General features: G+C 65.7%; 31 protein-coding genes. 10 read left to right on the top strand and 21 right to left on the bottom strand.

The window, feature by feature from the left end; translation table 11 throughout:
- Positions 1-417: 417 nt before the first annotated feature.
- Positions 418-1,422: an LLM class flavin-dependent oxidoreductase gene (locus HZZ16_RS27860; protein ID WP_197953138.1), complete on the top strand. Its 1,005-nt coding sequence runs from the start codon at positions 418-420 to the stop codon at positions 1,420-1,422.
- Positions 1,423-1,607: 185 nt separating this feature from the next.
- Here HZZ16_RS27860 and HZZ16_RS27865 read toward each other — a convergent pair whose 3' ends face one another.
- The 6 genes from HZZ16_RS27865 to HZZ16_RS27890 are packed head-to-tail and all read right to left on the bottom strand — an operon-like array spanning position 1,608 to position 6,220.
- On the bottom strand, positions 1,608-2,483 hold the full coding sequence (locus tag HZZ16_RS27865; protein ID WP_197953031.1) for an amidohydrolase family protein: 876 nt from the start codon (positions 2,481-2,483) through the stop codon (positions 1,608-1,610).
- A 12-nt stretch (positions 2,484-2,495) separates the two neighbouring features.
- Positions 2,496-2,891: a RidA family protein gene (locus HZZ16_RS27870; protein WP_197953032.1), complete on the bottom strand. Its 396-nt coding sequence runs from the start codon at positions 2,889-2,891 to the stop codon at positions 2,496-2,498.
- 24 nt (positions 2,892-2,915) lie between these two features.
- Entirely contained in the window at positions 2,916-3,719 is an 804-nt protein-coding gene (gene hpaH, locus HZZ16_RS27875) for a 2-oxo-hept-4-ene-1,7-dioate hydratase (protein WP_197953033.1), read from the bottom strand.
- 3 nt (positions 3,720-3,722) lie between these two features.
- Positions 3,723-4,583 carry a fumarylacetoacetate hydrolase family protein gene (locus HZZ16_RS27880; RefSeq protein ID WP_197953034.1) on the bottom strand — a complete coding sequence of 287 codons (861 nt, stop codon included), beginning with the start codon at positions 4,581-4,583 and terminating at the stop codon, positions 3,723-3,725.
- Positions 4,584-4,633: 50 nt separating this feature from the next.
- Positions 4,634-5,251 (bottom strand): flavin reductase family protein, encoded by a 618-nt coding sequence (locus tag HZZ16_RS27885; RefSeq protein WP_197953035.1) that lies wholly within the window; start codon positions 5,249-5,251, stop codon positions 4,634-4,636.
- Positions 5,252-5,254: 3 nt separating this feature from the next.
- On the bottom strand, positions 5,255-6,220 hold the full coding sequence (locus HZZ16_RS27890; protein ID WP_197953036.1) for a Bug family tripartite tricarboxylate transporter substrate binding protein: 966 nt from the start codon (positions 6,218-6,220) through the stop codon (positions 5,255-5,257).
- A gap of 131 nt (positions 6,221-6,351) precedes the next feature.
- Here HZZ16_RS27890 and HZZ16_RS27895 point away from each other — a divergent pair, with 131 nt between their 5' ends.
- The 4 genes from HZZ16_RS27895 (at position 6,352) to HZZ16_RS27910 (ending at position 9,934) form a co-directional block, all read left to right on the top strand.
- Positions 6,352-7,161 (top strand): IclR family transcriptional regulator, encoded by an 810-nt coding sequence (locus tag HZZ16_RS27895; protein WP_197953037.1) that lies wholly within the window; start codon positions 6,352-6,354, stop codon positions 7,159-7,161.
- 119 nt (positions 7,162-7,280) lie between these two features.
- On the top strand, positions 7,281-8,576 hold the full coding sequence (locus HZZ16_RS27900) for an O-acetylhomoserine aminocarboxypropyltransferase (RefSeq protein ID WP_197953038.1): 1,296 nt from the start codon (positions 7,281-7,283) through the stop codon (positions 8,574-8,576).
- Positions 8,577-8,580: 4 nt separating this feature from the next.
- Positions 8,581-9,363, top strand: a complete 783-nt coding sequence (locus tag HZZ16_RS27905; protein WP_197953039.1) for an alpha/beta fold hydrolase — start codon at positions 8,581-8,583, stop codon at positions 9,361-9,363.
- 67 nt (positions 9,364-9,430) lie between these two features.
- Positions 9,431-9,934, top strand: a complete 504-nt coding sequence (locus HZZ16_RS27910) for a DUF6496 domain-containing protein (protein WP_197953040.1) — start codon at positions 9,431-9,433, stop codon at positions 9,932-9,934.
- Positions 9,935-9,948: 14 nt separating this feature from the next.
- On the opposite strand, the gene HZZ16_RS27915 is transcribed toward HZZ16_RS27910, so the two are convergent.
- Together HZZ16_RS27915 and HZZ16_RS27920 are read right to left on the bottom strand one after the other, a co-directional pair.
- On the bottom strand, positions 9,949-10,902 hold the full coding sequence (locus tag HZZ16_RS27915; RefSeq protein ID WP_197953041.1) for an aliphatic sulfonate ABC transporter substrate-binding protein: 954 nt from the start codon (positions 10,900-10,902) through the stop codon (positions 9,949-9,951).
- Positions 10,903-10,923: 21 nt separating this feature from the next.
- Complete coding sequence (locus HZZ16_RS27920; RefSeq protein WP_197953042.1) at positions 10,924-11,145, bottom strand: hypothetical protein; 222 nt, start codon at positions 11,143-11,145, stop codon at positions 10,924-10,926.
- Between the two features lie 128 nt (positions 11,146-11,273).
- Between HZZ16_RS27920 and HZZ16_RS27925 the strand changes: the two genes are divergently transcribed.
- The gene (locus HZZ16_RS27925; RefSeq protein ID WP_197953043.1) at positions 11,274-11,465 is read left to right on the top strand and encodes a hypothetical protein; all 192 of its coding nucleotides are present in this window, start codon (positions 11,274-11,276) and stop codon (positions 11,463-11,465) included.
- Positions 11,466-11,530: 65 nt separating this feature from the next.
- The gene (locus HZZ16_RS27930) at positions 11,531-12,262 is read left to right on the top strand and encodes an SDR family NAD(P)-dependent oxidoreductase (protein ID WP_197953044.1); all 732 of its coding nucleotides are present in this window, start codon (positions 11,531-11,533) and stop codon (positions 12,260-12,262) included.
- 181 nt (positions 12,263-12,443) lie between these two features.
- Here HZZ16_RS27930 and HZZ16_RS27935 read toward each other — a convergent pair whose 3' ends face one another.
- Genes HZZ16_RS27935 through phnG form a run of 9 tightly spaced genes read right to left on the bottom strand, consistent with a single transcriptional unit; the run spans position 12,444 to position 19,437 of the window.
- On the bottom strand, positions 12,444-13,055 hold the full coding sequence (locus tag HZZ16_RS27935) for a pyridoxamine 5'-phosphate oxidase family protein (protein WP_197953045.1): 612 nt from the start codon (positions 13,053-13,055) through the stop codon (positions 12,444-12,446).
- A 26-nt stretch (positions 13,056-13,081) separates the two neighbouring features.
- Positions 13,082-13,678 carry a phosphonate metabolism protein/1,5-bisphosphokinase (PRPP-forming) PhnN gene (phnN, locus tag HZZ16_RS27940; protein ID WP_197953046.1) on the bottom strand — a complete coding sequence of 199 codons (597 nt, stop codon included), beginning with the start codon at positions 13,676-13,678 and terminating at the stop codon, positions 13,082-13,084.
- Positions 13,675-14,823, bottom strand: coding sequence for an alpha-D-ribose 1-methylphosphonate 5-triphosphate diphosphatase (locus HZZ16_RS27945; protein WP_197953047.1), 1,149 nt, complete (start codon positions 14,821-14,823; stop codon positions 13,675-13,677). Before HZZ16_RS27945 ends, phnN begins: the two co-directional genes overlap by 4 nt.
- Before the next feature lie 12 nt (positions 14,824-14,835).
- Entirely contained in the window at positions 14,836-15,534 is a 699-nt protein-coding gene (gene phnL / locus HZZ16_RS27950) for a phosphonate C-P lyase system protein PhnL (RefSeq protein ID WP_197953048.1), read from the bottom strand.
- A 22-nt stretch (positions 15,535-15,556) separates the two neighbouring features.
- Positions 15,557-16,354, bottom strand: a complete 798-nt coding sequence (gene phnK, locus HZZ16_RS27955; protein ID WP_197953049.1) for a phosphonate C-P lyase system protein PhnK — start codon at positions 16,352-16,354, stop codon at positions 15,557-15,559.
- Positions 16,347-17,243: an alpha-D-ribose 1-methylphosphonate 5-phosphate C-P-lyase PhnJ gene (locus HZZ16_RS27960; protein ID WP_197953050.1), complete on the bottom strand. Its 897-nt coding sequence runs from the start codon at positions 17,241-17,243 to the stop codon at positions 16,347-16,349. The genes phnK and HZZ16_RS27960 overlap by 8 nt, the downstream gene beginning before the upstream one ends.
- Positions 17,240-18,355 (bottom strand): carbon-phosphorus lyase complex subunit, encoded by a 1,116-nt coding sequence (locus tag HZZ16_RS27965; RefSeq protein WP_197953051.1) that lies wholly within the window; start codon positions 18,353-18,355, stop codon positions 17,240-17,242. The genes HZZ16_RS27960 and HZZ16_RS27965 overlap by 4 nt, the downstream gene beginning before the upstream one ends.
- 4 nt (positions 18,356-18,359) lie before the next feature.
- Positions 18,360-18,968 carry a phosphonate C-P lyase system protein PhnH gene (gene phnH, locus HZZ16_RS27970; RefSeq protein ID WP_197953052.1) on the bottom strand — a complete coding sequence of 203 codons (609 nt, stop codon included), beginning with the start codon at positions 18,966-18,968 and terminating at the stop codon, positions 18,360-18,362.
- A gap of 4 nt (positions 18,969-18,972) precedes the next feature.
- On the bottom strand, positions 18,973-19,437 hold the full coding sequence (gene phnG / locus HZZ16_RS27975; RefSeq protein ID WP_197953139.1) for a phosphonate C-P lyase system protein PhnG: 465 nt from the start codon (positions 19,435-19,437) through the stop codon (positions 18,973-18,975).
- A 118-nt stretch (positions 19,438-19,555) separates the two neighbouring features.
- On the opposite strand from phnG, the gene phnF reads away from it, so the two are divergent.
- Positions 19,556-20,287: a phosphonate metabolism transcriptional regulator PhnF gene (gene phnF / locus HZZ16_RS27980; RefSeq protein ID WP_197953053.1), complete on the top strand. Its 732-nt coding sequence runs from the start codon at positions 19,556-19,558 to the stop codon at positions 20,285-20,287.
- Between the two features lie 107 nt (positions 20,288-20,394).
- Here the strand turns inward: phnF and phnE (HZZ16_RS27985) are convergent, their stop codons facing one another.
- The 4 genes from phnE (HZZ16_RS27985) to phnC all read right to left on the bottom strand — a co-directional run bounded on the left by phnE (HZZ16_RS27985) (position 20,395) and on the right by phnC (position 24,004).
- Positions 20,395-21,243: a phosphonate ABC transporter, permease protein PhnE gene (phnE, locus tag HZZ16_RS27985; protein ID WP_197953054.1), complete on the bottom strand. Its 849-nt coding sequence runs from the start codon at positions 21,241-21,243 to the stop codon at positions 20,395-20,397.
- Positions 21,240-22,124 (bottom strand): phosphonate ABC transporter, permease protein PhnE, encoded by an 885-nt coding sequence (phnE, locus tag HZZ16_RS27990; RefSeq protein ID WP_197953055.1) that lies wholly within the window; start codon positions 22,122-22,124, stop codon positions 21,240-21,242. Before phnE (HZZ16_RS27990) ends, phnE (HZZ16_RS27985) begins: the two co-directional genes overlap by 4 nt.
- A gap of 70 nt (positions 22,125-22,194) precedes the next feature.
- Positions 22,195-23,130: a phosphonate ABC transporter substrate-binding protein gene (phnD, locus tag HZZ16_RS27995; protein WP_197953056.1), complete on the bottom strand. Its 936-nt coding sequence runs from the start codon at positions 23,128-23,130 to the stop codon at positions 22,195-22,197.
- A gap of 64 nt (positions 23,131-23,194) precedes the next feature.
- A complete protein-coding gene (phnC, locus tag HZZ16_RS28000) occupies positions 23,195-24,004 on the bottom strand; it encodes a phosphonate ABC transporter ATP-binding protein (protein WP_197953057.1) in 810 nt (269 codons plus the stop codon).
- A 174-nt stretch (positions 24,005-24,178) separates the two neighbouring features.
- On the opposite strand from phnC, the gene HZZ16_RS28005 reads away from it, so the two are divergent.
- Positions 24,179-24,850: an LbetaH domain-containing protein gene (locus tag HZZ16_RS28005; protein ID WP_197953058.1), complete on the top strand. Its 672-nt coding sequence runs from the start codon at positions 24,179-24,181 to the stop codon at positions 24,848-24,850.
- Complete coding sequence (locus HZZ16_RS28010) at positions 24,847-26,040, top strand: alpha-D-ribose 1-methylphosphonate 5-triphosphate diphosphatase (RefSeq protein ID WP_197953059.1); 1,194 nt, start codon at positions 24,847-24,849, stop codon at positions 26,038-26,040. The genes HZZ16_RS28005 and HZZ16_RS28010 overlap by 4 nt, the downstream gene beginning before the upstream one ends.
- Positions 26,041-26,043 lie beyond the last annotated feature (3 nt).

Genomic DNA, 26,043 nt, shown 5'->3' on the forward strand with positions numbered 1-26,043 from the left:
CGGCCCTCGATCGCCACGTCGAGCTTCCGTTTGCCGGTATCGATCCCGGCACAGATCGTGGTATGCTTGGCCATCTTCGTCGATCCCTCCCTTGTGATGCGAACCTAAAGTTCGTTCAACCATTCGGGTCCCGATGAAGTGCCGATCGCGATCTCGCTACGTCAGACAGCCCTCAAGGCTTCGATGGGTACCGATCCGATCGAACGGCGACCCAGCTCGGGCGGCTACCCGGGCTGGGCCATTCCTCACGGAACGGCTCATTATAGGCGATCGCGCTAATACAAGGATGGGTAGAGCGCAGCGAAAGCCATCGAGGCCTTGTCCGACGACGAAGCATGATGGGTTTCGCAAGTGCTCTACCCATCCTACGCGCTGACACTACATGTGATGGCGCAGTTCCCTCCCGCCGGTGCCTCGATGATCCCCTTCTCCGTGCTCGACCTCGCACCCATTCGCCAGGGCGGCGACGCGGCGCAGGCCTTCCGCAATTCGCTTGATCTGGCCCAGCATGCCGAGAAATGGGGCTTCAAGCGGTTCTGGCTGGCCGAGCATCACAACATGACGGGCATCGCCAGCGCTGCCACGTCCGTGGTGATCGGACATGTCGCGGGGGGCACCAAGACGATCCGCGTCGGCTCCGGCGGGATCATGCTGCCGAACCATTCCCCGCTGGTCATCGCCGAGCAGTTCGGCACGCTGGAATCGCTCTATCCCGGGCGGATCGATCTCGGGCTCGGCCGCGCGCCGGGCACCGACCAGTTCACCGCAAGGGCGTTGCGGCGCGACCTTGCCACCACGTCCGAAAATTTCCCGCATGACGTGCTGGAGCTGCAGGCGCTGCTCGGCGACGTGCAGCCGAACCAGGCGATCCGCGCCGTGCCCGGCATGGGGACCAGGGTGCCGCTGTGGATTTTGGGATCGAGCACCTTTGGCGCGCAGCTTGCGGCGATGCTCGGCTTGCCCTTCGCGTTCGCCTCGCATTTCGCGCCGCAGATGATGATGCCGGCGCTGCGCGAATATCGCGCGCGGTTCGAGCCATCGGCGCAGCTCGACAAGCCCTATGCGATGATCGGCGTCAACGTGTTCGCGGCCGACAGCGATGAAGAGGCGCAGCGGATGTTCTCTTCACTGCAGCAGCAATTCATCAACCTGCGCCGCGGCACGCCGGGGCCGCTGCCGCCGCCGGTGGACGACATGGACGCGCTGTGGTCGCCGGCGGAGAAGGCCGGCGTTGCGCAAGCGCTGTCGTGCTCGGCGGTCGGCTCGCCCGATGTGGTCGAAGCGAAGCTGAAGGCGCTGATCGCCGAGACCGGCGCGGACGAATTGATGACGACGGGGCAGATCTACGGCCATTCCGCACGGCTGCGCTCGTTCGAGATCGCCGCGGAGGTGCGGGATCGGCTGGCGAAGCAGCCGATGTGAGGCGCAATCGCGCTCCGAGGGAGCTGTGCTCCCTCCCCCGCATGCGGGGGAGGGCTGGGGAGAGGGTGTCTCCACAATGAGACAATCCCCTAGAGGAAAGAGCCCTCACCCCGACCCTCTCCCGCAAGCGGGAGAGGGAGCGCACCGCGCGCTTGGCGAGGAGCTCAGCCCAATCCTCTCAGGATCTAATCCGCAAAGCCGAACAGCTTGGCCGGATTGTGCACCAAAATCTTCTCCAGCTCCGCCTGGTCGGGCGCGTAGCGGTACATCAGCTCGAGCAGATCGGCATCGTTCGGCGGCTGCTTCACCGAGACCGGATGGGGCCAGTCGCTGGCCCAGACGCAGCGGTCGGGGGCGGCCTCGATATAGGCGCGCGCGATCGGGATCACGTCGTCGTAGGGAGCCCCAGTCTTTGAAGTCTTCTCGCCGAGTGAGAGCATGACCCAGAAATTGCCCTTGGCGAGCAGCTCCAGCATCTTGCGCAGGTTCGGATCGTTCCTGCCGGCCTCGGGGTCGGGGCGCGCCATATGGTCGATCAGCACGGGCACGTCGAGGTTCTCATATTTGGCGACGCTGGAGACGATGCCGTCCTTCTCCGGCTGGATCTTGACGTACCAGCCGAGCTCGCGGATGCGGGCGATGGCACGGGCGAAATCGGCGTCCGACAGCACGGCGCCGAGCTCCTGGCGGAAGCTGAAGCGCGCGCCGCGCACGCCGGCGTCATGCAGCTTGGCGAGATAGGCGTCGTTCGCTTCCGCGAACACCAGCGCATTGGCGCAGCCGCGATAGTTCGGGCCCATCGCGGCAAGGCCGTCGAGCACGACGGCATGGTCGGCGCCATAGGTCGTGGTCTGCACGATGATGCCGCGCTCGATGCCGAGCGCCTTATGCATGCGCAGCGCCGCTTCCCAGGTCGCGGTCGGCATCCGATAGGCGGCCCCGGGACGCTCCGGATATTTATCGATCGGCCCCAGCACGTGGAACTGGCTGTCGATGGTCTTGGGCGGCGGGGCCTTGCTTGGACGGCGCGGATTGGGGTCGAACGGCAGATAGGTCGGCATGCAAGCGCTCCCTCAGTCGATCACGGCGGTAAAGTCGCATTGCACCAGCGCGCCGCCATCCATGTTGTCCATCGGCAACGCGTGACGTGCGGGGCGCGAATGCTCGTCCGGAAACATTTTCAGCCATTCGACATTGACGGGGCCGCGGTTGCCGCGATCCTTCAGCCACACCGTCATCTTGATGATGTCATCGGTGGTGCCGCCGGCGGCCTCCACCGTCGCCTTCATATGGGCGAACATATTGGCGCATTGGGCATCTAAGCTTTCGGGCATCGCATTGGTCGCGGGATCGCGACCGAGGATGACGCCCGACATCACGAGATTGCCGATGCGGCAGGCGTTCGGAATCGGGTTGACGTGCTTGAAGCCGCCGATGTGGATGCTCCTGCGCCGCGTTTGACCACTCATGGTGCGCTCCCTTGTATTGTTGCTTCAGACGAATTGGCACGACACCGAGCCGAAGGCGCCGTAATCGGCATGGAAGGTGTCGCCGCGGCGGATGTCGACCGGCCGCGTGAACGATCCCGCCAGCACGACCTCGCCGGCTTTGAGCTGCTCGTCATGCGGCGCGAGGCGGTTCGCGAGCCAGGCAATGCCGTTGGCGGGATGATTGAGCACGCCGGCGGCAAGCCCGGTTTCCTCGACCTCGCCGTTGCGGAACAGCAATGCGCCGATCCAGCGCAGATCCGCGTCCATCGGGCGGATCGGCCGGCCGCCGAGCACCAGTGCGGCATTGGCCGCGTTGTCCGAGATCGTGTCCATGACCTTGCGGGTCTTGCCGGTCTCCGGATCGACGCGGTGCATGCGCGTCTCCAGGATCTCCAGCGCGGGCGTGACGTAGTCGGTGGCGTTGAGCACATCGAAAATGGTGCAATCGGGCCCGCGCAGCGGCGCCTTCAGCACGAAGGCGAGCTCGACCTCGATCCGCGGCGCGTGGAAGCGGTCGAACGGAACAGGCGTGGCATCGGCGTAAAACATGTCGGCAAACAGCACGCCGTAGTCGGGCTCGTTAATGCCGACCGCGTTCTGCATCGCCTTCGAGGTCAGGCCGATCTTGTGCCCCTTGATGATGCGGCCCCGGCCGAGCTGGAGTTTCGTCCAGGCGCGCTGGACCGCGTAGGCATCCTCGATGCTGAAATCGGGATATTCTTTCGTGAACATCGGGATCAGCGATTTCGTGCGCGCGGCTTCGTCGAGCCGCGCGGCGAAGCGTTCGATCGTGGCGGTGTCCAGCATGGATTAGCTCTCCGCAGCCACTTTGTTGCTGAGCACGCCGATGCGGCTGGACTCGACCTCGACGATGTCGCCCACCTTCAGCCAGCGCGGCGGATCGAAGCGGGCGCCCGCGCCCGTCGGCGTCCCCGTGACGATCATGTCGCCGGGCTTGAGGGTGGCGAAGGTCGAGAGATAGGAGATCAGGAAGTCGAACGGGAACATCAACCGTTCCGTCGTGTCCTGCTGCCGCACCTCGCCGTTGACGCGCGTGACGATGTCGTGCGGCCCGCGCGGATCGAGCTCGTCGGCGGTGACGATCCACGGGCCGATGCTGCCGGAGCGATCGAAGTTCTTGCCCTGCGTGACGTTGAACTTGCCGTGGCGCAGCCAGTCGCGGATCGTGCCTTCGTTGCACAGCGTCATGCCGAAGATGTGCGACCACGCTCTTTCGCGCGGAATGTGGCGGCCGCCCTGCCCGATCACGATGACGAGCTCGCCTTCATAGTCGAGCTGGTCCGAAACCTTGGGCTTCTCGATCGGCTGACCGGACCCGGTCATCGAGGACATGCTGCGCACGAACAGGCTGGGATATTTGGGCAGGTCCGAATTGTCTTTATACTCCGCATTGCGCTCGGCGTAATTGACGCCGATGCACCAGAGCTTCTCCGGCGCCAGCACCGGCGGCAGCAGGACGAGCTGGTCCAGCGCATGGTCCGGCTTCTGTCCCGCGACAGCTTCCTGCGCATCGGCGAGTGCGTTGGCCGCGATCAGCGCCTTCACATCCGAATAGTCGCGGCCGATGCGCCTGGTCAGATCGACCACGCCGCCGTCCACGGCCGCGCCATAGCGCGCCTCGCCGTCCAGCAGATAGCTCAGCAGTCGCATTGTATTTCCTCCGATGATCTTGAGGCCGCGGCCGGCGATGAGGCCCGCGCTCAGTCTTTCGACTTGGGAGTCTGGAAGACGCTGCCCAGCGTCACGATCTCGCCGAGGCGGGCATAGCGCGGTCCGCCGATACGCGCGATCGGGTCGAGCGCCCTGGTCTCGACCTTGCCGTCGTGCACGAGACCATCGCGCAAATGGAACAGAACGACTTCGCCGACGATGAGCCGGCTCTTGGCGTCCCCGAATTCGAGGCACTGCCGGAAACGGCACTCCATCGCGACCGGCGCGGCGGCGAGCCGCGGCACCTTGATGCGCTCGCTCGCGAGCGTCTCCAGGCCGAGATGCTCCACCTCGCTGATTTCCGGCGGATGCTCGACGGAGCTGTCGTGCACAGCATTCATCAGCGGCGTATCCGCGATGTGGATCACATATTCCTCGGTGTCGAGGATGTTGTGTGCAGTGTCCTTGTAGTCGGCGCCCTTGCGGCCGACGCTGATGGCGAGCATCGGCGGCTTCTGCGAGACGAAAGTGAAGGCGCTGAACGGAGCGAGATTGAGCACGCCCGTGCGCGACAGGCTCGTCACCCAGGCGATCGGGCGCGGCACCACGATGCCGGTCATCAGGCGGTAGATGCGCTCGGCGCCGAGCTCGGCCGGGTCGATCCGCATCGATCAATCCGCCCTGATGTTGGCCTTGCGCACCACCGGAATCCACTTGGCGTCCTCGCGTTCGAGATAGGCCTTGAATTCGTCCGGTGTCATCGGCGTGGCTTCGCCGCCGAGCTTTTCGAACTTATCGATCACGGCGGGGTCCTTGAGAATCGCGACCAGCGTCTCGTGCAGCTTCTCGACAATGGGCGCCGGCGTACCTGATGGTGCGAACAGGCCGGTGAAGGTCTGGCCGTCGAAATCCTTGTAGCCGAGTTCGGCGAAGGTCGGCACGTCGGGCAGCGACTTCAGTCGATGCGGGCTGGTGACGGCGAGCGCACGAAACAGGCCGGCCTTGATGTGCTGCAGACTGACGGTGAGCTGGTCGAAGGCGAACTGCACCTGGCCGCCCAGGAGATCGTTGATGGCCGGCGCGTTGCCGCGGTAATGCGCCGTGACCCATTGCAGCTCGAGGCTGGACTGCATCAGCTCGCTGAGCAGATGGTTGGTGGTGCCGGGGCCGGGCGAGGCCATGGTCAGCTTGCCGGGCTCGCGCTTGGCGAGGTCGAGGAACTCCTTGAGCGTGGTCGCCTGCACCGACGGATGAACCTCGAGCACCAGCGGCGTCATCGAGATCGTCGAGATCGGCAGAAAATCCTTCTCCCAGTTGTAGGCATCGCGCTTGTTGATCTCGGTCGCGAACAGCACCGGGCCGTTGGCGCCGACGAACAGCGTATAACCATCGGGCGCCGACTTCGCGAAGGCTTCGCCCGCGATCATGCCGCCGGCGCCGGCCTTGTTCTCGATGACGAAGGGCTGGCCGAGCTTTTCCTGCAGCTTGTCGGCGATGATGCGCGCGGCGCTGTCGACATTGCCGCCGGCGGGATAAGGCACGATCAGCTTGACGTTGCGCGCCGGCCATTGCTGGCCAGAGGCGGGCCCCGCCAGCATTGCGGCTGCAGCAGCAATGGCAATCCAGATTAATCTCATGTTAACCTCCCGGCGGCGCTTCCAATTCCGTATCGGGCGCAGATGACTTCGTGCATGGCATCCCGATCGGAGCGCAATCTCCAGATGCGCGCTTGCCCTGTCGAGGGAATTGTGGCGTTCTTGTCCATATTATGGACAAGAGACGCGCGACGAAATCCGTCCGCAGCGCCGTGGAACCGCGACAGGGCGCGCAGGCGATCCGGCGCGCGCTCGCGGTGCTGCGCATCCTGGCCGCAGGTCGGGAAGACGGTGTGCCATTGGCCGAGGTGGTCCGCACGACCGGCCTCACCCGCCCGACCGTGCATCGCATCGTCCACGTGCTGATCGAGGAAGGAATCGTCGAACGGCACGGCAGGAGCGGCCGCTACGCGATCGGCAACCAGGTACCGGAGCTGGCGCTGGCGCGTCCCCGGCCCTCGCGGCTGCTGGTGGCCGCAAATCCGTCGCTGCAGCGCGCGTCGGCCGAGATCGGCGACACGCTGTTCCTGACGGTGCGCACCGGCAACGACACGCTGTGCGTCGATCGCCGGATCGGCGTCTATCCGATCCAGGTGCTGTCGATCGAGGTCGGCGCGCGCCGGCCGCTCGGCGTCTCCAGCGCCGGCGTTGCCATCCTCGCCGCGATGCCGGCGCAGGAGGCGCGGAAGATCGTCGCGGCGAACGAGAAGAGGTTCGAGGCCTACCGGACCGACGTCGCGACCGTGCTCGGCGAGGTCACCGCCGCCAGGCGGCTCGGATACGGCATGAGAGAGATCGGCCTGGTGCAGGGGACGAAATCGATCTCGACCTGGATCAAGACACCGGACGGGCAACCGGCTGCAGCGATGACAGTCTCAGCCGTTCGCACGAGGCTCGGGCCAAGGCGCGAGCAGGAGGTCGCGGAGATCCTGCTGCGGGAGGCGCGGATCATCGAGCTGGCTATTCGCGGCAATCTCGGCTAGGGCACGATAAGCCTGCGACAGCGTCATGGCCGGGCTTGTGTGAGCTGTCAATGGGCTGACGTGCCACTCCGTTTTGTGGCACAACGGCCGCCATCACCGACTGTCGAACGAGGCCACGCATGCCCGCGCCGAAACCGCCTGCCTTCGAGACCCTGAGCCTGCATGCGGGCCAGCATCCGGATCCCGTGACCGGCGCCCGGGCGGTGCCGATCTACCAGACCACGTCCTACGTGTTCCAGGATTCGGACCACGCCGCGGCGCTGTTCAATCTAGAGCGCGCCGGCCACATCTATACCCGCATCTCCAATCCGACCACCGGCGTGCTGGAGGAGCGGCTCGCGGCGCTGGAGGGCGGCGTCGGCGCGATCTGCACGGCGAGCGGCCAGGCGGCGATGCACCTCGCCATCGCCACGCTGCTCAATGCCGGCGATCACATCGTGGCGTCGAGCTCGCTCTACGGCGGCACCATCAACCTCCTGGCGCACACGCTGCCGCGCTTCGGCATCACCACCACCTTCGTCAAGCCGCGCGATCTCGACGCGTTCCGCTCGGCGATCAAGCCGAACACGAAGCTCGTAATCGGCGAGACCATCGGCAATCCCGGTCTCGAGGTGCTCGACATCCCGAAGGTCGCGGCGATCTCGCACGAGGCCAGGATTCCGCTCTTGATCGACAACACTTTTGCCACGCCCTATCTCAGCCGTCCGATCGAGTTAGGGGCCGACATCGTCATGCACTCGGCGACCAAATGGATAGGCGGCCACGGCATTGCGATCGGCGGCGCCATCGTCGACGGCGGCCGCTTCGACTGGCGCGCTTCCGGCAAGTTCGGCGTGCTGACCGAGCCCTATGGCGGCTATCACGGCATCGTCTTCGACGAGCAGTTCGGCACCGCCGCCTTCATCATGCGCGCGCGCACCGAGGGCTTGCGCGATTTCGGCGCCTGCCTGTCGCCGACCAACGCGTTCCAGCTGCTCCAGGGCGTCGAGACGCTTCCCGTGCGCATGGACCGGCATATGCAGAACACGCATCTGGTGCTGGAAGCGCTGAAATCCAACAAGGCTGTCGACTGGGTGCTGCACCCGTCCCTCGAGGATCACACGGACTACCAGCTTGCAAAGCAGCTGCTGCCGCGCGGCGCCGGCTCGATCGTGTCCTTCGGCATCAAGGGCGGGCGGCCTGCCGGGCGCAAGTTCATCGAAAGCTTGCGGATGATCAGCCATCTCGCCAATGTCGGCGATGCCAAGACGCTGGTGATCCATCCGGCCTCGACCACACATCAGCAGATGGATGCCGAGCAGCTCAAGGCCGCCGGCATCGGCGAGGAGCTGGTGCGGCTGTCGGTCGGCATCGAGACCGCAAGCGACATCATCGACGACCTGAACCAAGCGCTGCGCATCTCGCAAAAGGCCTGACACCATGAAGCTTTCCGTCAACGGCACCGATGTGTTTGTCGCAACCGGCGGCCGCGACTTCGACAAGTCCCTGCCCGCGGTGGTCTTCATCCACGGCGCCGGCTTCGACCATTCGACCTGGGCGCTGCACACGCGCTGGTTCGCCCATCACGGCTTTGCCGTGCTGGCGCCCGACCTGCCCGGCCATGGCCGCTCGGCCGGACCTTCGCTCGGCAGCATCGCCGAGATGGCCGACTGGACGGCGGCGCTGCTCGATGCGGCGGGCACTGCGAAGGCGCATCTGATCGGTCACTCCATGGGCTCGCTGATCTCGCTGGAGACCGCCGCGCGGCACCCCGACAAGGTCTCCGCGCTGAGCCTGATCGGCACCGCCGCGACCATGACGGTGGGTCCGGATTTGTTGAAAGCCGCCGAGGCCAACTCGCAGGATGCCAACGACATGGTCTCGATCTGGGGCCTCGGCTTCAACGCGGAGCTCGGCGGCAGCCTGGCGCCGGGCCTGTGGATGCATGGTGGTGCGCAGGCGGTGCTCCGGGCATGCGAGCCGGGCGTGCTGTTCAGGGATCTGTCGGCCTGCAACTCCTATACGAATGCGCTTGCCGCTGCGGCGAGCGTGAAGGTGCCGGCAACGTTGATCCTCGGCGAGCGGGACATGATGACACCGGCCAAGGCGGGCAAGGCGCTCGCCGCGGCGATCCCACATGCGAAGACCGTCGTGGTGCCCGGCGCCGGTCACATGATCATGGCCGAGCGGCCGGACGAGTTGTTGGCGGCGCTGAGGAACTGAGCGGATCGATCTTCTGTTTTGCGCGTTGCGGTCTGACATCCCTCTGAATCAAAAAGGGGAACCGAACATGCCAAGACAGGAAGTCATTCGCAAAGCCAGGCAGGACAAGCGCGCCGGCAAGTCGGCCAGCACGCAGGCCGGCGAATTCGTCAAGGACGAGATCGACAAGATCCGCAAGGGCAAGCACGGCGCACGCTCGACCAAGCAGGCCATTGCCATCGGTCTTTCCGAGGCGCGCCGCGCCGGCGTCGATCTGCCGCCGCCGCGCAAGGGGCGCACCAAGAAGTCGACGCGACGCAGCGCCAAATACGCCTACGAGGTCGGCCAGGGCAAACGCACGCCGAAGCGGAGGCCGAAAGTATCGCGCGCTGTCGAAGGCGTCCTGAAGAAGGAGCCGCGCTCGACCGCATCGCGCAGCGCGCTATCGAAGCAGGCCAAGCGTGCCGCAAAGAGCCGCAGCGCCGCCTCGCGTTCGGCGGCCGCACGGAAGGCAAGCCGGACCAAGGGCGCCAAGACCCGCTCCGCCGCCGCCAAAAAGGCGGCGCGCACCAGGGCGCGCCGCAAGCGCTGATCAGTCGCGCCGGTTCAAGAACCCGGCGTCCATTTCCAGACGATGTCGGAGACGTTGACCGGCTTCGGGATCAGGCCGAGCTTTGCAAAACGATCGGCGACCGCCTGCTGGCTCCTGATCACCTCGCCGTCGATCGGCACCACGCTGAAGTTGGAGCGATCGACGAAGCGCCTGACGGCCTCGATGTCGACGCCAGTGGCCTCGGCTTGCGCCTTGGCGACTTCCTCGTGATGACCGTTGGCCCAACCGCCTTCGGAGGCAAAGGCGGCATTGAGCTTGGCGACCAGCGATGGGTACTTGTCCACGAAGTCGGAACCCGCGATGTAAAAGGCATTCGGCTTGTGCACGTCCTTGTCGAAAGCGATGGCGCGCGCCTTTTCCTTCAGCTCGGCGAGCGCGAGATAGGGATCCCAGATCGACCAGGCATCGACCGAGCCCTTGATGAAGGCGGCCGTCGCGTCTGCTGGGGCAAGCGGCGCCGGCGTGATGTCGGACCAGGACAGGCCAGCCTTCTCGAGCGCAGCGACCAGCAGATTATGCGCGCTTGATCCCTTGCCGAAGGCGACGCGCTTGCCCTTGAGATCAGCGAGCGACTTGATGGCCGAATCCTTCGGCACGATGATCGCCTGGGTGTTGCCGTCCGATTTCACCGCAGTGACATAGCGGATCTTGGCGCCGCCGGCCTGCGCGAAGATCGGCGGGGAGTCGCCGACATAGCCGAAATCGACGCTGCCGACATTGATGGCCTCCAGCAGCGGCGGACCGAACTGGAAGTCGATCCACTTGATCTCGATGCCGAGCGGCTTGAAGGCGTTCTCGAGCGTCTGGCGCTGGCGCACCGCCGGGAAGAAGCCGCCCTTCTGCGTGCCGATGCGGATCTCGGCCGGGTTGTCCTCGGCGTGGGCGGGGGCAGCCAGGGCCGTCGCAAGCAAGAGCGTCGTTGCCAGAATGTGTCGTCGGGTGATCATAACGAGGTCCTTTCGGTTGGATCAGTTGGGAAAGAGTTGCGAGCTCGCGCGGCTGCTCCGCTCGGAGAACACCGCACGGGCGGCACGCTCGGCCTCACGGGCCGAACGGAACTGGCGGCCTTCGAGGCTGTCGAACAGGCGCTCGGAGGAGAAGAAACGGAAGCCACGCTCATCGCGCGTGATGATGCCGGCGGCGCGGTCCTGGATCTCGATGATGTAGGCGTTCGACCGGGTCTGGGACATGACTGCTCGTTCGCCGGAAATTCGGCGTTCCTGTCTTGGGATTTTCGATGTGACGTGCTGCTAGGAAACGGTCAGCAACAACAACAGGCGCCCGTTGCCGCCGAGAAACAGCGCCGCGTCATGCACGTATGCATGTCGTTCTGATTGCGCTGGTGATCGGTATTCATGGCGCGGCTTCAGGCTCGATGAGCAGTTTGGATGCCTCGAATATCGAGGGATCGGCACGATTGGTCAATGAAATGGCTATCCAAATTTACGGCGCGCGCGCTCGCGCGCTTCTCCCGCCGCCAGCAACGACAGACATATTCATCTCGCGATGAGTTCAACGCGCGCGAGCAGCAAGCATGGTACGCTTCGAGTAAACACAATTTGGGAGGTTCCAGGTATGGCGGATGCTCTGAAAGGGCGCACGGCGCTCGTGACCGGCGGCTCGCGCGGAATCGGCGCAGCCGTCTGTCGTGCGCTGTCTGAAGCCGGTGCGGCGGTGGCGATCAACTGCCGCGAAACGATCGACCAGGCCGAGAAACTTGCGGGCGAGATCAGCAAGCAGGGCGGCCGCGCCACCGTGGTCGCCGCTGACGTCTCCCAAGCGGGGGCCGTCGCCGAGATGGTCGAGCGCGTGACGGCCGGGCTCGGGCCGATCGACATTCTGGTCAACAATGCCGGCATTGCCATCACGCGTGGCGTGGACGATCTCACCGAGGACGATTTCGACCGCACCATCCTGGTCAACCTGAAATCGGCCTTCCTGTGCACGCAAGCGGTGCTGCCATCGATGCGCGCGCGGAAATGGGGCCGCATCGTCAACATCTCCTCCGGGGCCGCGCGCGGTGCCGGCTCGATCGGCCCGCACTACAATGCGTCAAAGGCTGGCATGGAGGGCCTGACGCGCGGCTATGCGGCGCGGCTCGTGAAAGAGGGCATTACCGTCAATGCGGTGGCGCCGTCGCTGATCGAGACCGACATGATGCGCAGCCAGCCCGCGCTCGTCAGCCGCATCCCGCTCGGCCGCTTCGGCACGGCGGAGGAGGTGGCGAAGGCCGTGATGCTGCTGGTCGACAACGCCTACATGACCGGACAGACGGTCGCGTTGAGTGGCGGGATGGCGTTTAATTGAAAGGGGGGAGCGGCGGGCTCCTCTTCACCTCTCCCCGCTTGCGGGAGAGGTCGGATTGCATCGAAGATGCAATCCGGGTGAGGGGGTACAGGTCCCACGGCGATCTCACGTGCGGATAGAGGCCCCTCACCCCGCCCTCCCCCGCAAGAGCGGGGCGAGGGAGACGAGAGAGCGCGGAAGCTCACCACATCGTTGCTGCCGCCCGTTCCGGCCAGGCGCGATCATACTCCGCGCCGCCGACCTTGTTGTCACTCATCTCCGCAAGAATCTGCCCCGGTGTCGGCAGCGTCTTCGGATCGACGCGTTTGTCCGGATTCCAGAGGTCGGAGCGGACGATGGCGCGCGCGCATTGGAAGTAGATCTCCTCGACGTGCATCACCATGACGCTGCGCGGCGCCTTGCCCTCGACCTTGAACGAGGCCAGCAGCTCCGGATCGATCGACAGATGCGCGCGGCCGTTGGCCCGCACCGCATTGCCGGAGCCGGGGATCAGGAACATCAGCGACACGCGCGGGTCGCGCACGATATTGCGTAAGGAATCGACCCGGTTGTTGCCGCGGCGATCGGGCAGCATCAGCGTCTTGGGGTCATGGATGCGGACGAAGCCGGGCAGATCGCCGCGCGGCGAGCAGTCGATGCCCTCGGGCCCGATGGTGGCAAGCGCGGCGAACGGCGCTTTCTCAATGAAGATGCGGTAGAGCGGGGTGACGTGGTCGGCAACTTTGACGGTCGAGGCATCGTTCGTGACGCCGTAGATGGCCTCTAGCTGCTCGACCGTTTCAATCACCGTCATTCCACTCTCTCCGTTATTCCCAGCAACTAACCTTGCCAGCCTTCATTCCTGATCACGCGCACGAGCTGGCGGCTGTGATAGTCTGCGCTGCCGGCATTGAGGATGGTGACATCGGCGTGCGCCGACGCGTCGTCGACGCTGCGCGACAGCCGTTCGGCGATGTTGCCATCGCTTTTCCGGGCGCGCGCGGCAAGCCGCTGCGCCAATACCTCCGGCGGCGCCGTAATCGCGACCACCACGACGTTGGCATAGGCCCGGCGCAAGGCGGCGATCACGGTGCGTGAGACGTTGACGACGATGGTGCGGCCCGCGCGGACGTCGTCGTTGATCTCGAGCGGCAGTGCATAGGAATGCCCATGCGCCTCCCAGTACACGGCAAAGTCGCCGTGCTCGCTCGCGCGGCGAAATTCGTCGGGGCTGACCGCGATATTGTCTTCATCGGCCGAGGACGCACGCGTCACGATGCGACGGGGGAAGACGATGTCAGGATCGTCGCTGCAGGCTATTTGCGCCAGCCGCAGCAAGGTATCCTTGCCGGCGCCGCTGGGGCCGACCACGAGCACGAGCCGGCCGGGGCCGATCGCACCCGTCTCGCCTTCGCCCGCGGTCGCCATCTCGCTCATGCGACGCGGTGTCCTTCGCGCCAGACGCTGCGGACCACGGGAACGTGGCCTGCGACATGGACGCGGATCAAATCGGCGCGCTTGCCGGTCGCGACCTCACCGCGGTCGGTGAGACCGACCGCTTCGGCGGGCGCCTTCGTCACGGTGCGGACCGCGGCCGGGAGGCTGATCGTGGGCACATGCTCGGGCAATTGCAGCGCGGCCATCAAAAGGCTCGACGGGATGTAATCCGACGACAGGATGTCGAGCAGGCCTTCGCGGGCGAGATCGACCGCCGCGATGTTGCCGGAGTGGGAGCCGCCGCGCACGACGTTCGGCGCGCCCATGAGGATGTCGATGCCGGCCTGGTGCAGGCCGCGCGCGGCCTCCAGCGTGGTCGGGAATTCCGCGACCGAAACGCGGTCGCGCACGGCGTCCGCAACGTTCTCCTCGGTGGTGTCGTCGTGGCTCGCCAGCGGAATGTTGTACTCATGCGCCAGCGCCACGATCTCGCGCATGTTGGCCGCGGCATAGAGCCTCTGATATTCGAAGCGCTTCGCGAACAGCTCGTCGAGCTCGGCATCGGTCTTGCCCCCGCCCTTGCCGCGGTAATAGTCGCGCAGCTTGACCTCATCGCGGAACTGGCGCTGGCCCGGCGTGTGGTCCATCAGCGACATCAGCTTGACGTCGGGACGGTCGATCAGCTCCTTGGCCTCCTCGACCACGCTCGGCATCGGGATCTCGCAGCGCAGATGCAGGAAGTGGTCGGCGCGCAGCAGGTTGGCCTCGCGCGCGGTGGTGATCGCGGCAGCGAGCACGCCAGCGCGGCCATCGACCTCCTCGGCGCCGTCCTCGCGCCAGACCCGGAGCGAATCGAACACGGTGGTGATGCCCGAGGTCGCAAGCTGGCCGTCATAGGAGATGACGGCGGCGACCGGATTCCAGAACACCTTTGGCCGCGGCACGTAATGCGCTTCGAGATGGTCGGTGTGGAGCTCGATCAGGCCGGGCATGATCAGATCTCCACCGGCATCCTCGGCACCCGCGGGCGCCCTCCCCTCGCCGATCTCCGCAATGCGGCCGTCGGCAAGCGCGAGCCAACCCTGCTCGATCACCCGGTCAGCCAGCACGATCCGGGCGTTGGCGATCACGGATTCCTTCTTCATTTCCCCATTCCTTCAGGCCGCGGCGGCAAAGCTGGTGACGTCGACGATGCGGTCGGCAATCAAATGACGGATTTCGTCGTCATGGACAATGGCGACCATGGCGACGCCCTGACGTTTCTTTTCGGCGACCAGCTCGACCACCACGGCGCGATTGGCGGCATCGAGCGAGGCGGTCGGCTCGTCCAGCAGCAGGATCGGCAGGTCCGAGATGAAGCCACGGGCGATGTTCACGCGCTGCTGCTCGCCGCCGGAGAAGGTCGCGGGTGGAAGCTGCCAAAGCCGTTCGGGGATGTTGAGACGATGCAGCAGCTCGCCGGCGCGCGCCTGCGCATCGGCCCGGCTCATGCCGTTCACGATCAGCGGCTCCGCCACGACGTCGATGGTCGCAACCCGCGGCACGGCCCGCAAGAACTGGCTGACATAGCCGATGGTGGAGCGGCGGATGTTGAGCACCTGGCGCGGCTCGGCGGTGGCAAGATCGACCACCTTGCCGCGATGGCGGATGCCGATGCGGCCGCTGTCACAGCGATAATTGCCGAAGATCATCTTCAGGATCGACGATTTGCCGGCGCCCGACGGCCCCGAGAGCACGACGCACTCGCCCGGATTGACCTGGAAGGTCACCCCGCGCACGACCGGCAGCTCGATGCCGCCCTGCAGGTGCATCGTAAAGGTCTTGCCGGCGTCAGCGATGTCGATCATGGCGGTCATTGGAAAGCTCATATCGTAAAGCTCATGGCGGCAGGATCGAGGAGACCAGGAGCTGGGTATAAGGTTCGCGCGGGTCGTCGAGCACCTGGTCCGTGAGACCGGTCTCAATGACGCGGCCGCCTTTCATCACCATCACGCGGTGCGACAACAGGCGCGCCACCGCGAGATCGTGGGTGACGATGACGACGGCAAGGTTCAGCTCGGCGACCAGGCTGCGCAACAGGTCGAGCAGGCGCGCCTGTACCGACACGTCGAGTCCGCCGGTCGGCTCGTCCATGAAGACGAGCCGCGGCTCGGTGACGAGGTTGCGGGCGATCTGGAGGCGCTGGCGCATGCCGCCGGAATAGGTGCGCGGCGCATCGTCGATGCGCGCTGTGTCGATCTCGACCCGGGTGAGCCAATCGGACGCGGTGTCGCGAATGCGGCCGTAATGATTCCACCCTACCGCCATCAGCCGCTCGCCGACATTCGCGCCGGCCGAGACCGCCATGCGCAGGCCCTGTGCGGGATCCTGATGCACAAAGCCCCAATCGGTGCGGAACAGGAAGCGCCGTTCGGCTTCGCCCAGCGAGGCGAGATCGCGGGTGACGCCGTCGCGCATCCGGTACGACACTTGGCCCGCGCTCGGTGCAAGCTGACCCGACAGCATCTGCAGCAGCGTCGATTTGCCCGAACCGGATTCGCCGACGATCGCCAGCACTTCGCCGGGATACAGCGAGAACGAGACGTCGCGGCAGGCATGGATGCGGCCGAACGACTTGCTGAGGGATTTTGCGACCAGCAGCGGCTCGTCGTTCTCAATGAAATTCTGATCAGCCATTCGCGGCCTCCCGCGCCTTCTCCTTGTACGGCGCAGCACTGAGGCTGCCGTGATGGCCGGCGGCCTGGCGGCCCTCGCAATAATCGGTGTCCGAGCACACGAACATGCGCCCGCCCTTGTCGTCGGTGACGATCTCGTCGAGATAGGAATTCTCCGCCCCGCAGAGCGCGCAGGGCGCGTTGAAGCGGTAGGGCTCGAACGGGTGATCCTCGAAATCGAGCGACACCACCTGGGTGTAGGGCGGAATCGCGTAGATGCGCTTCTCGCGGCCGGCGCCGAACAATTGCAGGGCGGGGCAATTGTCCATCTTGGGATTGTCGAATTTCGGCGTCGGCGACGGGTCCATCACATAGCGCGCGTTGACCTTGACCGGATAGGCATAGGCTGTAGCGATGTGGCCGAAGCGCGCGATGTCCTCGTAGAGCTTCACATGCATCAGGCCGTATTCGGCGAGCGCATGCATGCGCCGCGTCTCGGTCTCGCGCGGCTCGAGGAAGCGCAGGGGTTCCGGGATCGGCACCTGATAGACCAGCACCTGGTTGGCGCGCAGCGCCGTCTCCGGGATGCGGTGGCGGGTCTGGATCACCGTTGCTTGGTCCGTCGCCGTCGTCGTCGCAACGCCCGCGGTCTTGGCGAAGAACTTGCGGATCGAGATCGCGTTGGTGGTGTCGTCGGAGCCCTGGTCGATCACCTTCAGCACGTCGGCGGGACCGAGGATCGCAGCCGTGACCTGCACGCCGCCGGTGCCCCAGCCATAGGGCATCGGCATCTCGCGGCTCGCGAACGGCACCTGATAGCCGGGGATGGCGATCGCCTTGAGGATTGCGCGGCGAATCATCCGCTTGGTCTGCTCGTCGAGATAGGCGAAATTGTAGGTGGGCGCGTTCATTCCGCGGCCTCCTTCATGGCATCTTGCGTATTGGCATCGGCGAACGCTTTAGAAAACTCCTGGCGCAGCTTGCGCAGGAGGCCGAGCTCGGACTGGAAGTCGACATAGTGCGGCAGCTTCAGGTGCTCGACGAAGCCGGTCGCCTGCACGTTGTCCGAATGCGACATCACGAACTCTTCGTCCTGCGCCGGGGCCAGTGCCTCCTCGCCGAGCTCACGGGCGCGCAATGCGCGGTCGACCAGCGCCATCGACATGGTCTTGCGCTCGCTCTGGCCGAAGGCGAGGCCATAGCCGCGGGTGAAGCACGGCGCCTCGGTCGCGGAGCCCTTGAACTGGTTGACCATCTGGCACTCGGTGAGCTCGATCGCGCCGAGCGGCACGGCGAAGCCGACGTCTTCCGCGACAAAGTCGACCTCGACCTCACCGAAGCGGATCTCGCCGACAAAGGGATGGTTGCGGCCGTAGCCGCGCTGGGTGGAATAGCCCATCGCGAGCAGAAAGCCTTCGTCACCCCGCGCAAGATTCTGCAGGCGCAGATCGCGATCGGCGGGGAAATTCAGCGGCTCGCGGGTGAGATCGCCGACGCTGGCGCCGTCCTCGGCCTCCGGCGATGATTCGATCAGCCCGTCGCGGCCGAGAATGTCGGTCACGCGCGGGGTCGGCGCGGTGGAGGCCTCGGCCGCTGCCGGCCTCTCCGGCACGAAACCTTCGGCGAGCGAGGGATCGAGCAGGCGGTGCGTGTAGTCGAAGGTCGGCCCCAAGATCTGGCCACCGGGAATGTCCTTGAAGGTCGCCGACACCCGCCGCTGCACCCGCATCGCGCCGGTATCGACGGGCTCGCTGGCGCCGAAACGCGGCAGGGTGGCGCGGAAGGCGCGTACCAGGAAGATCGCCTCGATCAAATCGCCGCGCGCCTGCTTGATCGCAAGGGCTGCGAGCTCGCGGTCATAGAGCGAGCCCTCGCTCATGACGCGATCGACGGCAAGGCCGAGCTGCTCCGAGATCTGGTCGAGGGTGATTTCCGCAACGCTCTGGTCGCCGCGCCGCTTATGCGCGAGCAGGCGATGGGCGTTCTCGATGGCGCGTTCGCCGCCTTTGACTGCGACATACATGGTTTCAGCTTCCCTTGCTCACGACGCGCGTGGTGCGGGGGATCGCGACCACGGCGTCATCGGCGACCAGCACAACATCGATGCCGCGCGGAAACAGCGCTTCATTCATGTGCAGGCGCTCGAACAGGTCGAAAGGCTTGATCGACGCCTGCAGCGTGGCGATCCCATCGATGCCGGGGCCTCGCAGCTCGAAGCTGCGCCCAGAGGCAAGGCTGTCGACCTGGATGATCACCGTGGTCGAGCGGTCCGGATACTCGCTGGTGCCGAGCGCGAAGGACTCGAACGAAGGCAAGGCGCCGCCGTCACTGATAAGCGCGAACGAAGCGATCGACGAATCCTGCACGACCGGCGCACCGGTGTGGAACTTCAGCCACTTCGTCACGTCCGAGCTCTGCGCCATCCGCGCATCGAGCCAGAGCGGCGTGTCGTGGTCAAACAGCGTCAGCGCAATCGCGGCGGTGCCTCGCATCATCGGTCCCGGCGCGCCCGCCATCGGCACGATGCGCTGGACCGAGCCCGGCCGTGCCATGGCGTCCATGACCGAGCGAAAGGTCGATTGCGCCGACAGCACCTTGTCGGCGAAACCCGGCGGCAGTTCCGCAATCGTGGTCATGATCTCACCCCTCACCGCGCACCATGGTGTAGAAATCAACCTTCGTCGCGGCGGTCACTGCCGCCGCCTGCTTGCGCCTGACCATAAGCTGCTCGCGCAACGGCGCGATAACGTCGCGCTCCACCGCTCCGCCGAAATCGCGGGACTGCACCAGCGCATCGCACAGCGCGATCAGCCGCGCCTTCTCACCGTCGCGACCGAGCGTGTAGCCGAACCCGACCTCGCCGCTCGCAAGCCGCACCGCTGCGCGCGACACCGTGGCTTCGCCGAGGTTGAACGGCGCACCGTCGCCGCCGACCCGGCCGCGCAGCATGACGAGGCCGTTCTCGGGCGTGCGCAAATCCTGATGGTCCGGGAGGGACAAGTTGCGGAGGCGAGCGGCGATCTCGCCCGCCTCCGCGTGCGCCAGCACCGCCATTGCGGCCTTGCGCTGGGCTTGCTGGTCGTTGTGCTGGGTCACCTGGTCCACCGAACCTTCTACAGAACTTGCCGTGTCGAAGTTGTCTATGATAATAGACAACTTCATACGGGCGCGCCATGACTGTTTCGTGACAATGCTGTGATTTCTGGAGTAGGTTTCCCGCGACATGAGCATGCAGGACACAGCCTCCTCGGGCGTCGCGCTCTGGCGCCTCGTGGCCGACGGCATCGAGCGCGGCATCGCCGACGGCCGCTTTGCGGCCGGCGACAAATTGCCGGGCGAGATGGAGATCGCCGAGACCTATCGCGTCAACCGCCACACCGTGCGGCGCGCGCTGGCGGCCCTTGCCGAGCGCGGCCTGGTGCGCGCCGAGCGCGGCAGCGGAACCTATGTCGAGGCGCAGAAGCTCGCTTATCCCTTGCGCTCGCGCACGCGCTTCTCCGAGATCGTTGGCGCTGAGGGCCGCGAACCGCATGGCCGGCTGATCGAGGCGACCGATGACGTCGCGACGCGCGAACTCGCGCGGGAGCTGGGATTAAAGACCGGCGCGCCCCTGGTGCGGATCGAGGCGATTCGCCTCGCCGACCGCACGCCGATCTGCGTTTCTACCACTTGGCTCTCAGCTGACCTGTTCCCGGATGCGGGCGCCGTGTTCGCGGCAACGCGCTCGATGACGAAGCTGCTGGAGCATTTTGGCGTCCGCGACTATCGCCGCGGCGCAACGCGGATCACCGCGGGCATCGTCGACGCGAGCGACGCCGCACGGCTCGATCTGGCGCTGGGTCGGCCGATCCTGGTGGTCGACGCCACCGACCACGATCTCACGGGCAAGCCGCTGGTGACGAAGCACTCGCGCTTCGCGGCAGAGCGGGTGGAGTTTCTGGTGGAGAACGGGTGAGACCTCGTAGGGTGGGCAAAGGCGCGCTTGCGCCGTGCCCACCATCACTCCGCAAATTCGAGGATCGGTGGGCACGCTGCGCTTTGCCCACCCTACGGCACCGTTGCTCAGGCGACAGCGCGCCGTCCAATAATGGCAAACCGCAGCTTGCCCGAGATGAAATCGATCGCGGCAACCGCGACCAGGATCATCAGGATCAGAAACGACACTCTCTGCCATTCCAGCACGCGGATCTGTTCGGCGAGCTGGAGGCCGATGCCGCCGGCGCCGACAATGCCGATGATGGTGGCCGAGCGCGTATTGGACTCGATGAAATAGAGCACCTGGCCGGCGATCACGGGCAGCACCTGCGGCATCAGGCCGAAGCGAATCTCATGCAGGGCGCTGCCGCCGGAGGCGCGGATGCCTTCGACCTGCTTCTGGTCGGCGCTCTCGATCGCTTCCGAGAACAGCTTGCCGAAGGCGCCGAAATCCGCCACCGCGATCGCGAGCACGCCGGCGAAAGGGCCGAGCCCGACCACGTTGATCCACACCAGCGCCCAGATCAGGGTGTCGACGCCGCGGATCGAATCGAGGAAACGGCGGACCGGGAAGCGCAGGATGTTCGACGGCACGATGTTGCGCGCAGCGAGCAAGCTCACCGGCAGCGCGAACACCGCCGCCAGCGTGGTGCCGAGCAGCGCGATCGAGAGCGTTTCTCCGAGCGCCTTCAGATAGATCGGCAGCGACGAACCGGGATCCGGCGGGATCATCATCAAGGTAATCCAGCCGAGCTGGCTGAGACCGGCGAAGAAGCGCGACGGCGAGAAATCGAGATCGACGAAGCCATAGATCAGGATCGCGAGCGCCGCGGCGATCATCGCGGGCGTCGCGAGCCGCGCCGAGGCCGGCCGCTCGAACACATCGGGATAGCGCGCGCGTATCTGTGCGGTATCAACCTCCTGCGGCCTCGTCACGTCCGTGCCTCCTTGCCGAACAGGCGGCCGCGCAGCCAGCCCGTGGCGATGTCGATGATGAAGACGGTGACGATGATCGTGAGCAGGATCGCGCTGACGTCCGAATAGTAGAACTTGCGAATGGCGACGACGAGCTCCTGGCCGATGCCGCCGGCGCCGACGAAGCCCATCACGGAGGCTTCGCGGACGTTGATCTCGAAGCGCAGCAGCGCGTAGCTGGCATAGCCGGCGGTGACCTGCGGCACGATGGCGAAGCGCATGCAGGCGAGCCAGCTCGCCCCGGTCGAGCGGATGCCCTCGACCGGCTTCATGTCGGCATTCTCCACGATCTCAGAGAACAGTTTTCCCAACGCGCCGGTGGAGTGGATCGCAATCGCCAGCACGCCTGCCATCGGTCCAAGCCCGAAGGCGATGACGAAGACCAGCGCGAACACGATCCCCGGAACGGTGCGGGCGAATTCGAGCAGACGCCGCACGACGAAGCGCAGCCAGGGCGCCGGCGAGGTGTTCTCGGCCGCGAAGAAATTAAGGGCGAAGGCGAAGGTCGCGCCGATCAGCGTGCCGACATAGGAGATCAGCAGCGTCTCAGCCAGCATCTTCAGCCATTTGCGCCAGCCCCAGAACCACTCGCCGACATCAGTCCAGACCCGCTGGCCGTTCTCGAGCGTGAGGATGCGATCGAAATAGCTGACGAAGTTGCCGAAATAGCTGAAAAGCGTGCGCAGATTCACTTCGGCGCCGATCGCGGCGAGCACCAGCGCCGCGGCAAAGATCGCGGTTCCCAACAGCAGGCGGAGCCGTCGCCGCGAAACCGCCTGGCGATAGGCAGCATTCAGCGCGGCGAGCTGCTGCGCGGGGAGGATCGAAACCGCTGTCGTCATGGGTCCAACAGGTCCGTCAAAGAAAGAGCCGGGTCCTTGGGACCCGGCTCAGGTGCATCGCCCCGAAGACTCAGGACGCCTTCTTCTTACGCAGCGCGTCGACGAACTTGATCAGCTCGATCGTGCCATCCCAGTCCTTGGTGGTGGCGGGATGAAAACCCTTCTTCTGGCCGTCGGAGAGACGGTCGAACGCAGCCTTGTCCTTGGCCGGTGCGTCGAAGAACGCCTTGGCGATGGCGGCCTTGGCCTCTTCCGGCAGCTCCGAATTGTAGGCATAGGGGCCGTTGATGATCGGCGCCGACTTGTGGATGATGCGGAAATCGTCCTTCTTCATCGCCGAGCCGTCGGCGTTCTTCAGCATGCCCTTGGTCAGCATCTGCGCCAGCGTGGAATCGTCGTCGCTGGTCCACTGGTTGGCGGCAACCTCGACCGTGCCCTGCGCCAGCGCCAGCATCGCGTTCTCGTGGCTGCCGGTGAAGACGACCTTGCCGAAATAGCTGTCGGCATCGTGGATGCCCAATTTATCGAGCTCGAAGCGCGGCACGTTGTTGCCGGAGGTCGAGTTCGGGTCGACGAGCCCGAGGTTCTTGCCCTTGAGGTCGTCGATCTTCTTGTAGGGGCTGTTCGCCTTGACGAAGAACACGGAATAATAGCCGGTCGAGCCGTCGGCGTTGATGTCGTTCGCGAAGGCCTCGGATTTGACGCCGGTCAGGCGGGCACGGGCGAACGAGGCCGAGCCGTAGCTGGCGATGTGGATGTTGCCGGCGCGCTGGCCTTCGATGACGGCGGCGTAGTCGTTGGCGATGCGCAGCGTGACCTTCACGCCGAGTTGCTTCGACAAGTAATCTACGAACGGCGTCCAGCGCTCGGTCACGCCGGAGGCGTTCTCGGCCGGGACGACGGCGAAGGTCAGCTCGGGATATTTGGCCTTCCAGTCGTTGGCCGACGCGGAGGCGGTGAAGGCGAGCGCGGCGGCGCCGGCAAGGACTAATCTGCGAGTGATCATGATACCCTCTTCATCGGTTGGGGTCGGTTGACGCAAACTGGCAATTGAACAGGTGCGACGCGGCTCAGGCAGCCGCGGCGGTTCCGAGCGCCGGCACGCCCTCGGGCGCCGGGACAGGCAGGCCACCCACGACGTCGGCGGCTTCGAGATCATAGAGCTCGCGTGCGACGTGATCAGTCAGCGCGGACGGCGCGCCGTCGAATACCACGCGCCCGGCGGCCATGCCGATCAGGCGGTCGCAATAGGTCCGCGCCAGGTCGAGCGAATGCAGGTTGCAGAGCACCGTGATGCCGAAATGCTTGTTGATGCGCAAAAGCGCATCCATCACGATCTTGGTGTTGCGCGGATCGAGCGAGGCGATCGGCTCGTCGGCGAGGATGATGTTGGGCTGCTGCACCAATGCGCGGGCGATGGCGACTCGCTGCTGCTGGCCGCCGGAGAGCTGGTCGGCGCGCTGGGCGGCGAGCGAAGCGATGTCGAACTGCTCGAGCGCCGACATCGCCAGCGCCTTGTCCTGCTCGGGCCAGGCCTGCGACAGCGAGCGCCAGGCGGGCATCGTCGCAAGACGCCCCATCAGGACATTGGTGAGCACGTCGAGACGGCCGACCAGGTTGAACTGCTGGAAGATCATCGCCGAGCGGGCGCGCCACTTCCGCAGCTCCTTGCCGCGCAGCGAGGTGACGTCGACGCCGTCGAACAGGATGCGCCCCCCGGTCGGCGTCACGAGGCGGTTGATGGTCCGCAGCAATGTCGACTTGCCGGCGCCGGATCGCCCGATCACCCCGACGAAGCCGCCGGGGGAAACTTGAAACGAAGCATCGTCCACCGCGGCTTTCGCGCCGAAGCGACACGTCAGGCCTTCAACCACCAGCATACAGGGGCTCCAGAGTAGCTGGAGCCAACCGCTAACGCCCGTGCTTAACACTTGTGTGACAGCGCCGCTGCGGTGCGGCGATCCTACGCACAACATCCCCTGTCATTTCTTTGTCATGACACCGTCATCTGCCCGCTCGAAGAGAAACACCCACACTCGCACTTCGGATGCAACATGGCCGCCAGAGCTCTTTCGGTTCAGCCGACCGTCGATCCCTCGGCCAAGCTGCATGAGACCAGGCTCGGCGCCTACACCGAGGTCGGCGCACGCACGATCCTGCATGAAGTGGCGATGGGCGATTACTCCTACGTCGTGAACGATGCGCAGATCACCTACACCACCATCGGAAAATTCTGCTCGATCGCGGCGATGACCCGCATCAATCCCGGCAACCATCCGATGCACCGCGCCACGCAGGCGCACTTCACCTACCGCTCCAGCGCCTATTTCGAGGGTGAGAGCGACGATTCCGAATTCTTCGACTGGCGGCGTCAGCATCACGTTCATATCGGCCATGACGTCTGGATCGGCCATGGCGCGATCGTGCTGCCGGGCCGCAACATCGGCACCGGCGCGGTGATCGCCGCCGGCGCGATCGTCACCAAGGACGTGCCGGCCTACAGCATCGTCGCCGGCAATCCGGCCCGTATCGTGCGGCGGCGGTTCTCGGAGGAGATCGCCGGACGGCTTGCAAAGCTTGCCTGGTGGGACTGGGATCACGACAAATTGCGCGAAGCGCTGCCCAATTTCCGCAAGCTCGGGATTGAAGATTTTCTCTCGACATACGAAGTACGGGCGGGCTCGCTGAAGAATTCTCCTGCCAGCAAACGAAGCGCGGTCGCGTGACAGACATTTTCATCGAAGGCGGCCGGGCCCTGATCGGCACCGAGTTCGTCGAAACCTCTCTTCTCGTCTCCGGAACCGACATTGCAGAGGTCGATGCCTCTCGCGGCCGGGCGCGGCTGGGGCTGGATGCCCGTGACCTGCTGGTGCTGCCAGGCATCGTCGATCTGCACGGCGATGCCTTCGAGCGCCAGTTGATGCCGCGCGCCGGCGTCGACTTTCCGATCGACGTCGCGCTCGCCGACAGCGACCGCCAAGCGATCAGCAACGGCATCACCACTGTGTTTCACGCCACGACCTGCTCCTGGGAGCCGGGCCTGCGCAGCGCCGGCAATGCGCGCGGCCTGATGGAGGCGATCGAACGGCAGCGTCCGCAATTCGCCGCCGACACCCGCTTCCACCTGCGGCACGAGACCTACAATCTCGATGCCGAGGCCGAGATCGCACAATGGCTCGCCGAGGGCCGCGTCGACCTGCTCGCCTTCAATGACCACATGGACGGCACCGTCGCCGACATGGCCAAGCCTCGCAAGCGCAACCGCATGGTGGAGCGCACCGGGCTGTCGAGCGAAGAATTCGACCGCCTGGTCGAACGCGTGGTCTCGCGCGCCGGCGAGGTGCCCGCTTCGGTGTCGCGGCTGGCCGCCGCGGCCCGCGGGGCCGAGGTACGGATGCTCTCGCACGACGACGCGAGCCCGGCGATGCGCCGGGAGTTTCGCGAGCTCGGCGCGGGAATCGCGGAATTTCCGATCAACGAGGAGACGGCGCGCGCAGCGGCCAGCCACGGCGATGCCATCGTCTACGGCGCGCCGAACGTCGTGCGCGGCGGCAGCCACACCGGCTGGACCAGGGCCTCCGACATGATCGCAAAAGGGCTCTGCTCGGTGCTGGCGTCGGACTATTACTATCCCGCGCAGCTGCTCGCCGCGTTTCGATTGGCCGCCGATGGCGTGGTGCCGCTGGCACAGGCCTGGGATCTGGTCTCCGCCGGCCCGGCGCGCGCGACCGGACTCACCGATCGCGGGCTGCTCGCGGAGGGACGCCGCGCCGACGTTCTGCTTGTCGACGACAGCGTGGAGCTGCGGCCGCGGCTGATCGCGGTGATCTCAGGCGGCAAGCTCGTGCATCTCACCGATGCGATTCGGCTGCTCACCGCAATGGCGGCGCCGCGCGAGGCTGTCGCCGCGGCGTAAATT

The sequence above is a fragment of the Bradyrhizobium glycinis genome, assembly GCF_016031655.1.
Lineage (GTDB): Bacteria > Pseudomonadota > Alphaproteobacteria > Rhizobiales > Xanthobacteraceae > Bradyrhizobium > Bradyrhizobium glycinis.